This window comes from Rhabdothermincola sp., from assembly GCF_036846205.1.
Classification (GTDB): domain Bacteria; phylum Actinomycetota; class Acidimicrobiia; order Acidimicrobiales; family Acidimicrobilacustridaceae; genus Rhabdothermincola.
This window is the reverse complement of sequence record NZ_DAIUCK010000034.1, coordinates 19,539-29,197: the sequence shown is the minus strand read 5'-3', so window position 1 is coordinate 29,197 and position 9,659 is coordinate 19,539. Positions and strand designations below refer to the sequence as shown.

Here is a 9,659-nt window from a genome sequence, read left to right as displayed (position 1 = left end):
CGGCTCCGGTGAGCGCGACTTCAGGTGGGGACGACGTCGGTCCCGAGAAGACGCCGATCGCCAGGACGGCGATGCATCCGATCGACGCGGCGCCAGCGGCGACGCGCCGCAGGCGACTCCGGTCGCCGCGGGACGAGGGGGCGGGGGCGCCGGCGCGGAGCCGATCGATGGGGTCCGTCTCGACGTGCTCAGGGCTGGGTTCGGTGGCGGTCTCGCCAGCGGCCGTCGCTGGGGCAACGGCGTCGTGGCGGTCCGGAGCGAGCCGCTGGAGGGCCCGGGCGAAGGCCCGCGCCGTCGGGCGGCAGGTGGGGTCGTCGGCCGACGCATGGTCGGCGAGCGTGAGCAGCGCTCGGGCCACACCGTCGTCGTCGCGCTGGTGCCGCCGGAACCGGTGCAGTGGCATCAGCGTGATGGGGGAGTCGAGCTCCACCAGGCCTGAGAGCAGCTGACCGAGGCTCCGGACGTCGTCGGAGCGGCACGCCGCGCCCGCTCCCGCCGGCGACGAGGTCGCGATCTCGGCACGGCCGAACCCGCAGAGCACTGGGCGGTCCCGCTGGTCGAACAGCACGTGGCTCGGATCCGCGAGCTGGCCGTGGATCACGCCGAGGTCGTGGAGGTCGGCCACGGTCTCGGCGACCGCGGCGAGGATCGCCGCGATCTGCGCCGGCGCCCGGCCGGGTCGGTCCGCCAGCGATCTGCTCCCGACCCAGGTCGTCACCAGCTCGAGGGTGCCCGCCACTTCCCGGAGCCCTCGGGACCGGACCACACCTGGATGGCGCGCGAGGGCCAAGACGGCGGCCTCGTGGACCAGCCGCGTGCGGGCCTCGGGATCGAGAGCCTGCTTGACCGCCACCAACTGCCCGTCGTGCCCCCTGTCCACCCGCACCCGCGCACTCATGGCTCCTCCTCCTGACTGAGCCTGTCCAGCATAGAAAGTGCACGAAACAGCATCAAGAACTACGAAATCTCCCTTCTTCTGGCATGTCAAACGCGTGCTGTGGCACGCGTTTGACATGCCGGTTGGGGTGTGGCGGGTTCTGGCAGGCCGAACGCGTGCTGTGGCACGCGTTTGACATGCCGGTTGGACATGGCGGGCGCGGGGCGGCGGCGACCGGGGCTGTCCTCAGGCTGGGGGGACGATCACCCCGGGGTTGAGCACCCCGGCGGGGTCGAGCGCCTGCTTGGCTGCCGCGAGCGCATGCCCGACGGGATCCGGCCGCTGTCGCCGGTACCACAGGTCGTGGTCGCGCCCCACGGCGTGGTGGTGGGTGATCGTGCCCCCGGCATCGAGGAGGGCATCGGACACCGCCGCTTTGATCTCGTCCCAGATGGCGATCTCCAAGCCGGGTCGGCCCGGTGCCAGGACGCTGTAGTAGGGCGCCGGGCCGTCCGGGTAGACGTGGGTGAACCGGCACGTCACCCATCCACCACCGCAGATGCGCTGGAGGGAGCGTTGCATCGTGGTGGTCACCCGGTGGTGCAGCTCCGGGAAGCGGTCCCAGGTGCACGCCGTCTCGAAGGTCTCGACGACGATGCTCATCCGGACCAGGGCGTCGCGACCGTACGGGGCTCGGAGGAACGCGTTGCGCCACGCTCCCACCGCGCCCTCCCGCCCGGCGACGTCGCGAGGGGCGCCATCGGTGCCGGTGGCCGGTGCCGAGATCGTGACGCCCTCGGGCACGTGCCCACCGTGATCCGCGCACAGCTCGACGGCGCGGCCGATCCACGCGTCGACCGGGTGGTCGGCCGACTCGAAGCCCAGGACCAGCAGTGCGCTGCCATCCCCGAGGCCCGCCGCGCTCGCGGCCTCACCCGGATCCAGCAGGCGGCAGTTGGTGGGGAAGAGCCCCGACTGGGCCAACGCCCGGGTGGCCTCCACGCCGTCGAGGAACTCGCGGAAGCGGACACCGGCCGACGCTTTGAACCGGGGGCGCTCCTGGAGGCGCATCCACGCCTCGGTGATGATCCCGAACGCTCCTTCGGACCCGAGCAGGAGCCGGTCCGGCGACGGGCCCGCGCCCGAACCGGGTAGCCGGCGGCTCTCGATCACCCCGGTGGGCGTCACCGCTCGGATGGACTCGACCAGGTCGTCGATGTGGGTGTACACGGTCGCGTAGTGCCCGCCGGACCGGGTGGCCAGCCACCCGCCCAGGGTGGAGAACTCGAACGACTGGGGGAAGTGCCGCAGCGTCAGGCCGTGCGGGCGGAGCTGGGCCTCGAGTCCCGGTCCCAGGGCGCCGGCCTGGATGCGGGCCGCTCGGGAGACCTCGTCGATCTCCACCACCCGGTCGAGACGCCCGAGGTCGATCGACACCCACCCGGCGAAGTCGCCCTCGCCGCGCCACTCGACGCCTCCCACCACGGAGGAGCCACCGCCGTAGGGGATCGCGGCGATCCGGGCCGTGCTGCACCAGTCCAGGATCTCGATCACGTCGCCCTCGTCCCGCGGGAAGGCCACCAGGTCCGGTGGCCGCTCGAGCTCGCCGTAGGAACCGCGCACGATGTCGCGGTAGGCCTTCCCGTAGGTGTGCCCGGCGCGGTCGAGGGGTTGGGTGGAGAGGATCGGGGCCAGCGAGTCGGGTGGCTGGATCCGGGGTGAGGGCAGATCGAGGTCGCGAAGCGATGGTGGCGGTCGCAGCGGCGCGACGGCCGTGCCGAGCCGGCCGGCCACCGCCGCTCCGAGCTTCTCGGCCTGGGCGTCGGAGAGCGCCTGGTCCTCCCAGCCCCAACCCCACCACGAGCGGACCCGCTCGGCCATCAGGTCGCCCGGGGCGGGTCGGTGAGGAGCGTGGGCCTCTGCCGAGGCTCGCGGGTGGCGCTCGCCACCTCGCGGGCCGCGGGTATGGCGAGGAGCACGAAGTACAGCGGGAGCACCTGGGTGCGCTGCCGAGTGAGGATGCCGAAATTGGCGATCACCGAGAAGACGAAGCAGAACAGCAGGACCATCGACACCGCGTACGCCACGTAGGGCTCGCGGATGATCCGTCCCGGGAGCCGAGCCAGGCGACGCCACGAGGCGGCGGTGATCGCGACCAGCAGCAGGCCTTCGGCCGCCGCGATGAGCGAGTCCTGGTTGTGGGCTTCGAACGGCAGGGGTCGGAAGAGCACCGAGGCCACGGCGGCGGGGAAGAGGACGGGTGAGGAATCGGCGCGGATGGGGGTGAACTCGGCACCGCCCTGGGCGGTCCGGTCGGAGGTCGACTGGGCGACGACGTCGAGTTGGTCCTGGCCGAAGTCGTCGAGTTTGAGGAACTCCGCGGTCTGGGTGGCGATGATCGCGCCTCCGATCAGCAGCACGGCGATGGCGAGGATCTTGCCGCCCGAGAGCCACAACGACCCTCGCGTGGAGCGAACGAAGAGGTACGCCACACCGACCCCGACGATCACGATCAGGGACATGTGGGGGCGGATCAGCGCCAGCACCGCCAGCCCGCCGGCCAGGGCAGCCATCCCGAGCGGTCGGTGGGTGAACATCCTCGACGCACCGTACGAGGCCAGACCGATGCCGAACATCATCAGCGATTCCTTGCCGATGCTCGAAGGCCAGAACGCCATCGACGGCCACAGGAACAGCAGCAGTGCGTAGCGCTTGCGGTCCCCGTTGGGGAAGGCGGTGGTGAAGGCCCGGTAGAACAGCAGCATCCCCGAGAACGCGATCAGGGTGAACACGACGAACTCGAGGTAGATGTTGGGTCCGGTGAACACCACCACCAGGGCCGAGAACCACCGGACGCTGCCGGTGCCGGGCACCGGGCGGCCCAGGTCGACGGCGAAGTCGAAGTTGCGGAAGGAGTCGGCGAACTGGACCCCGTACCGGTAGTAGCTCTTGGCGTCGGCGGCGATCGTGAACCGGTAGTACGAGCCGACGAAGCGCAAGGCGAGGCCCAGGTAGACGATGCCGAGCAGGTCGAACGTGCGCTCCTCGCGGCAGTAGCGCGCCAGCACCGGGTAGGCGAGAGCCATCACCACCGGAACCGCCACCAGCCCGATGGCCAGCGGCTTGCCTTGCGAGGCACCCCAGGCCAGCAAGGCGAGGGTGACGAGGATGCAGGCTCCGGCGAGCAGGCGGTAGGCGGTGTGCGGCGCGGCCTTGGAGGGGCGCCGCCGCTGCAGCGGCGGTACGTGCACCGCCCGCTCGCCGCTGAGCGTATGGGGGTGGAGGATGTTCGGGAGCTGATGGGTCGGTGGGGGTGAGGGCGTGGCGGCCATGGCCGAGCGGTTCAGGCGCGGTCGGGATCGGCGCCGTCACCCGTCGCCAACGCCACCTCTTCCGAGTCATCCTCCTGCAGACCGAGGTCCGCGGCAGGCTGGGGATCAACGCCCTCTCCGGCACCCCCAGTAGCTGCCGAGCCGTTCGGAGGCTCCGAGGACGGCCCATCGACCAGGTCGGACAACGGGTTGCCGGGATCGGTCACGGCGTGCTCGTCGTCGCTGGCGTAGTAGTAGTAGTACCGGGCTGACGGGGCATCGGTCGCGGCCACCAGCGCCGCACCGATGACCGGCGCGCTGAACCGCTCCAGCAGCTCGGCCGCCCGGTCGGCGGCTTCCTTCATGGTCTTGCCGGCCCGGCACACGACCACCACCATGTCGGTCACCGGCAGGACGTCGCTCGCGTCGTTCGTGGTGAGCAACGGAGCGGTATCGAGGAGGATGTAGTCGAAGACCTCCCGCGCCGCGGTGACCACGTCGCGCTGCGCCTTGACCACCTCGGCTGGCGTCGCGGTGCGATGGTCGTCCACCACACCGGCGACGAACTTGACCCCGGGGATCTGGGTGTCGATCACCTTGCGCGGCTCGTGATCCGCCCCGAGAAAGAGGTGCAGTCTCGGGCGCCGGAAGTCGCAGTTGACCACGAGCACCTTGCTGCCGTCCTCGGCCAGCACGGCGGCGAGGTTCGCGGCGGTGGTGGTCTTGCCCTCCGACGGTCCCGGTGAGGTGATCATCACCACGGTGGCCCGCTTGCGGGCGACGGTGTCCCCGGTCGGGTTCCCGGCCGCGTGGGGCGGGGTGGGGTCGGGTAGCCGGCCCGAACGCTCCACGAACACGATCGACGACCGCAGCACCCGGAACGCCTCCGCGAAGCGCGAATACGGCGCGGTGACGCTGATGACGTTGGTCTCACGCCGCTGGCGGCGGGTGAACGCCGGGACCTCCGCGATGACCGGGAAGCCGAACGCAGCCTCGGCCTGCTCCTTGGTGAAGACCCGGGGATCGAGCGCGGCGAGCGTCAGCACGCCCGCGCTCGCGAGCAGGGCCCCTCCCATACCACCACCGAGCAGGGAAAGCAGCGGGTGCAGGCCGCGACGCTGGGTCGGTTGGTTCGCCTGGAGATCTTCGATCGTGAGGGTCTGCTTGTTCGTGTTCTGCTTCTGGTTGCTGCGGGGCACGTCGTCGCTGCGCCACAGGGTGGCCACGAGCGGAGCGGTGCTCGGGAACGGGGCCTGCCGGCTGAAGGTGGTCAGAGGATCGCCCGCCGAGGTGATCGCGGTCTCGATCTGGCGGAGCCGCTGTTCCTTGGCGCTGATGTCCTGGAGGAGGCTGTTGCGGCGGGCCTCCGCCACCGCATCGTTGCCGGTGACCGCGGCATACTCCTGCTGCAGGGCATCCAGCTCCGACGCCGTGGTCTGTCGATCCTTCTCGAGCCGTTCGTTCTGCAATCCCCGGATCCAGGCCAGCAGCTCCTCACCGAACACGTCCGCCACCTGCTCGGTCTCGTCGGGGTCGTTGCCCTTGACGTAGATCTCGAGGGTGCGCAACTGCTGGTTCACCACGACGTGTACCCGGGCGGCGTAGTCGGCGGGATCACCACCGAGGCGCTGCGCGACCCGCTGGGGTACCCCGCCGGTGGTGATCCCCAGCTTCATCTGGTCCAGGGAGAGCGACGCCCCCGCGTTGTTGGCGTTGTTGGGCGTGGACTGGTTGGCGATGAACTTCTGCGTGGCCAGCCACACGGTGCGGAGCTGGGATGGGTCGACGGTCTTGGGGCGGGGCACGACGATGAAGGCCACGACGGCACCGAGGGCGGCCGCCACCGCGATCACTCGCCAGCGGCGGCGGAGGGTCCGGAGGTAGTGCACGAAATCCATCGGCGGTCGGGGTCTCGCTTCGGTCGCTGGCTGGCGCTCGCCCACCCGGCTCGGGGTTGGTACCGGCAGATCGGATTCAGCCGCCAGGCCCCGTCGAACCCCGACCGTGTGCGAGCTACTGGAACCGGCCCCCGCCGGTTTGGGTCGCCATGATCATACCCGGTGGCCACCGCGGCGAGGGGGGCGGGCACGCCCCGTGGCGACCGGCCAGCCCCTTGCGCGGCTGCTGCCCCGGCCGCGTGGCGCGGGGCTACGCTCACGAACAGAGCTGGCCCTCGGGGTGGGGCCGTTCGGTACGGGCGCCGGATCGCGGCGTGGAGCCGGGGACACCGCTTTGGCATCGACGGTCACCACAACCAGACGTTCCCGGGGCGCCCTACCCGGCCGCTCAGCCCGAGCACGGTCGAAGCCGACGACGCCGCTGGAACGGCGGGCCATCATTGGTTGCGCGGCTGTGGCAGCGATCGGCGGTGGCTTCAGCGAGGCTGCCCCGACGGGCGTCCGCCCGGTCGACGTGCTCCTCACCGCGGGCTTCGCCGCCGTGGTCACCCTGGCCGCGGCTCGGGCCCGCCGCTGGACCTGGTTCGTGCTGGCCGGCCTGGCCGCGATCGCGGCCGGCACCGCGGCGACCACGGCCGTGGCGGCGATCGCCCTGGCCGCGTCGGTGGCCGGTGCGCTGATGTCGCGCCGGCGGGCGATCGGCGCGGTGGTCGGGGCGCTGGCCGTGCAGGTGCTGCTCCGGCTGCCTGACCTCGGCTTCCACGGCTCGTCCTCGCTGTACGCCGCGGTCGCCGTCGCACCGGTGCTGGTGTCGGGCTACCTGCTGCTCCCTCGCAGCCGCCGGCACCTGGTCCATCGGTGCGCCCTCGCCGGCGCGGCCGTCTGCGGGGTGGGGCTGGCGGTGTTCGGTGCTTCGGTGGCCCTGGCGTGGTCGGGGGTCCATCACGGCGTGCAGCAGGCCAGGCAGGGTCTGGACGCGGCCAGCGACGGCGATCAGGAGGCGGCGGCTGCGCTCTTCGAGTCGGCCACCCGCTCGCTGGCCTCGTCGCATCGCACGCTCGGAGCCTGGTGGGCTCGACCGGCGCGGGTCGTGCCGGTGCTCGCGCAGCACGCGGAGGCGCTCGAGGTGGCCACCGGCCAGGCCGCGGAGGTGGCCGGCGCGGCGGGCGACGTCGCGGTGTCGGCCGACGTGGAGAAGATCCGTTACACCTCGGGCCGCATCGATCTCGCCCGGTTGGCCGCGACCCGGGAGCCACTGGAGCACGCGGCCTCGGTGATGAAGGTCGCCTCCGACCGGCTCGATCGGGCTGCCTCGCCCTGGCTGGTCGGCCCCATCCGCGATCGGGTGGACGGACTGGCCGCGGACGTGGACGGCACGCTCGGTGACGTGGAGCTGGCGGCCGAGGCCGCCGCGGTGGCCCCGGGCCTGCTGGGCGGGGAGGGCACCCGCCACTACCTCGTACTGTTCACCCAGCCGGCCGAGGCCCGCGGGCTCGGGGGCTTCATCGGGAGCTGGGCCGAGCTGCGGGCGACCGACGGCGACCTCGACCTGACCGAGTCGGGACCGATCAACGAGCTGCTCACCGCGCCCGGCCGGGAGCAGCGCCGGTTGACCGGCCCGCCGGAGTACCTGGCCCGCTACGGCCGCTTCCGGCCCTGGGAATACCTCCAGGACACGTCCTTCGCACCGGACATGCCGACCGTCGCCTCGGTCGTGGCCGAGCTGTATCCCCAGGCCGGTGGGCGCCCGGTCGACGGCGTGATCGTCGCCGATCCCTACGGCCTGGCGGCATTGTTGAAGCTCACCGGGCCCATCCGGGTCGAGGGGGCCCCCCAGCGCCTGACCGCCGACAACGTCGCGCAGTTCCTGGTCCGTGACCAGTACATCCAGTTCGGTGCTTCCGGCGAGCGGCGTGACTTCCTGGAGCAGGTCGGCAGGGAGACCTTCGACCAGCTCGTGAACGGTACGCTGCCCGGCCCACGGAAGCTGGGTGCCGCCCTCGGTCCCGCGGTGGCCGAGCGCCGGCTCATGGTCTTCGCCTTCGATCCCGCCGAGGAACGGTTCTTCGAGCACCTGGGGGTCGCCGGCCGGGCGCCGCGGCCGGAGGGCGGCGACGGGTTGATGGTCGTGACCCAGAACAAGGGCAACAACAAGATCGACTCGTTCCTCGAGCGCACCGTCGACTACCGGGCGACCTACGACCCCCACACCGGTGCCCTCAACGCCACCGCCACGGTCACCCTGCGCAACGGCGCACCCTCGTCCGGGCTCCCGGATGCGATCATCGGCAACAACGACCAGGGGTACCCGCTCGGCACCAACGTGCTCTACTTCTCCTTCTACACCCCGCATCACCTCAGGGAAGCCCGCCTGGACGGGGAACGGATCGGCCTGGAGTTTCAACGCGAGCTCGGCTGGGCCGTCTACTCGAGGTTCCTCGAGATCCCGCCCGGCGGCTCGGTGCAGATCGAGCTCGACCTGGAAGGGTCGCTCGACACGGGAGCCGAGTACCGGCTGGTGGTCGGCCCGCAGCCACTCGTGAACCCCGACGACGTCATCGCCACCGTGCAGCCGACGAAGGGGTGGCTGGTCGAGTCGACCCGAGGGTTCGGCATCACGAGTGGGGGGCGATCCGCGGCCATCCGGATCGAGCCCCGCCAGACCACGGTGCTCGAAGCCGACCTGTCCCGCCTGCCATGACCGACGGCGTGTCGTCGGGGCTTCCCCCGGTGCCCGAGGCCTTCCTGGTGGGCGCGCACCGAGCCGGCACCACCACGTTGTGCGAGCTGCTCGGCCGCCATCCCTCGATCCAGGTGAGCTCGCCGAAAGAGCCCGGGGTGCTGCGCAGGGACAAGCCGCTCGACGTGCTCGAGCGAGCCTACGAGCGGTGCTTCCCCGGTTGGTCGCCACCCGTTGTGCGCCTCGAGGGGAGCACCATCTATTCGCAGTCCGCCGTGTACCCCGGGGTGGCCGAGCGGATCGCGAAGGCCAACCCTCAGGCCCGGATCATCTACAGCGTCCGTGAGCCGCTGCGCCGCATCGAGTCCGCGTGGGTGCAGTACCGCAGCGAGCGGCGCACCGACATCCCCGACGACTTCAACGTCGCGGTGCGCGAGGTGCCCGAACTGGTGGACGCCAGCCTGTACTGGAAGCAGCTCGGTGAGTACCGGGCCGTGTTCCCGGACGAGCAGATCCTGGTCGTCTTCTTCGACGATCTGCGGAGCGATCCCGACGGGGTGGTGGCGGCGTGCTGCGCGCACCTCGGCGTCGACCCGATGCCGGCCCCGGTGGGTGGGGTGGTGCGCAACCGTTCCGCGGACAAGCGGCGTGAGGCCGGAGCATTGCGACTGCTGCGGCACAGCGCAGCGCTGGAGCGGTTGAATCGCGTGTCGCGCCGCTCTCGGGCCGCACGAGCGGTGAAGGCCTGGGTTCGCGATCGGACGGCTCGACCCATCCCCCCACCGACCTGGGATCCCGAGGTGCTCGCGTGGGCTCGGGCACGGATCGAGCCTGACATGGCGGCGCTGGCGGCCCACCTCGGAGGCGTGCCCCGCTCGTGGACGGGCGAGTGA

Annotated in this window: 5 protein-coding genes and 1 pseudogene; 2 read left to right on the top strand and 4 right to left on the bottom strand. The window is 71.6% G+C overall.

The window, feature by feature from the left end; genetic code table 11:
- From V7004_RS06980 to V7004_RS06965, 4 genes and pseudogenes are all read right to left on the bottom strand, one after another.
- Positions 1-898: pseudogene (locus tag V7004_RS06980) on the bottom strand (hypothetical protein); the annotation flags it as partial.
- 225 nt (positions 899-1,123) lie between these two features.
- Positions 1,124-2,758, bottom strand: a complete 1,635-nt coding sequence (locus tag V7004_RS06975; protein WP_334142986.1) for an FAD-binding oxidoreductase — start codon at positions 2,756-2,758, stop codon at positions 1,124-1,126.
- Positions 2,758-4,209 (bottom strand): hypothetical protein, encoded by a 1,452-nt coding sequence (locus V7004_RS06970; RefSeq protein WP_334142985.1) that lies wholly within the window; start codon positions 4,207-4,209, stop codon positions 2,758-2,760. Before V7004_RS06970 ends, V7004_RS06975 begins: the two co-directional genes overlap by 1 nt.
- Positions 4,210-4,220: 11 nt before the next feature.
- Entirely contained in the window at positions 4,221-6,086 is a 1,866-nt protein-coding gene (locus V7004_RS06965; RefSeq protein ID WP_334142984.1) for a polysaccharide biosynthesis tyrosine autokinase, read from the bottom strand.
- A gap of 454 nt (positions 6,087-6,540) precedes the next feature.
- Here V7004_RS06965 and V7004_RS06960 point away from each other — a divergent pair, with 454 nt between their 5' ends.
- Positions 6,541-8,787 carry a DUF4012 domain-containing protein gene (locus tag V7004_RS06960; protein WP_334142982.1) on the top strand — a complete coding sequence of 749 codons (2,247 nt, stop codon included), beginning with the start codon at positions 6,541-6,543 and terminating at the stop codon, positions 8,785-8,787.
- A complete protein-coding gene (locus V7004_RS06955) occupies positions 8,784-9,659 on the top strand; it encodes a sulfotransferase family protein (protein ID WP_334142980.1) in 876 nt (291 codons plus the stop codon). The genes V7004_RS06960 and V7004_RS06955 overlap by 4 nt, the downstream gene beginning before the upstream one ends.

Bases quoted from the DNA above. Each gene is read 5' to 3' on its own strand.
- V7004_RS06975 (WP_334142986.1), bottom strand. From the start codon at position 2,758: ATGGCCGAGCGGGTCCGCTCGTGGTGGGGTTGGGGCTGGGAGGACCAG.
- V7004_RS06970 (WP_334142985.1), bottom strand. From the start codon at position 4,209: ATGGCCGCCACGCCCTCACCCCCACCGACCCATCAGCTCCCGAACATC.
- V7004_RS06965 (WP_334142984.1), bottom strand. From the start codon at position 6,086: ATGGATTTCGTGCACTACCTCCGGACCCTCCGCCGCCGCTGGCGAGTG.
- V7004_RS06955 (WP_334142980.1), top strand. From the start codon at position 8,784: ATGACCGACGGCGTGTCGTCGGGGCTTCCCCCGGTGCCCGAGGCCTTC.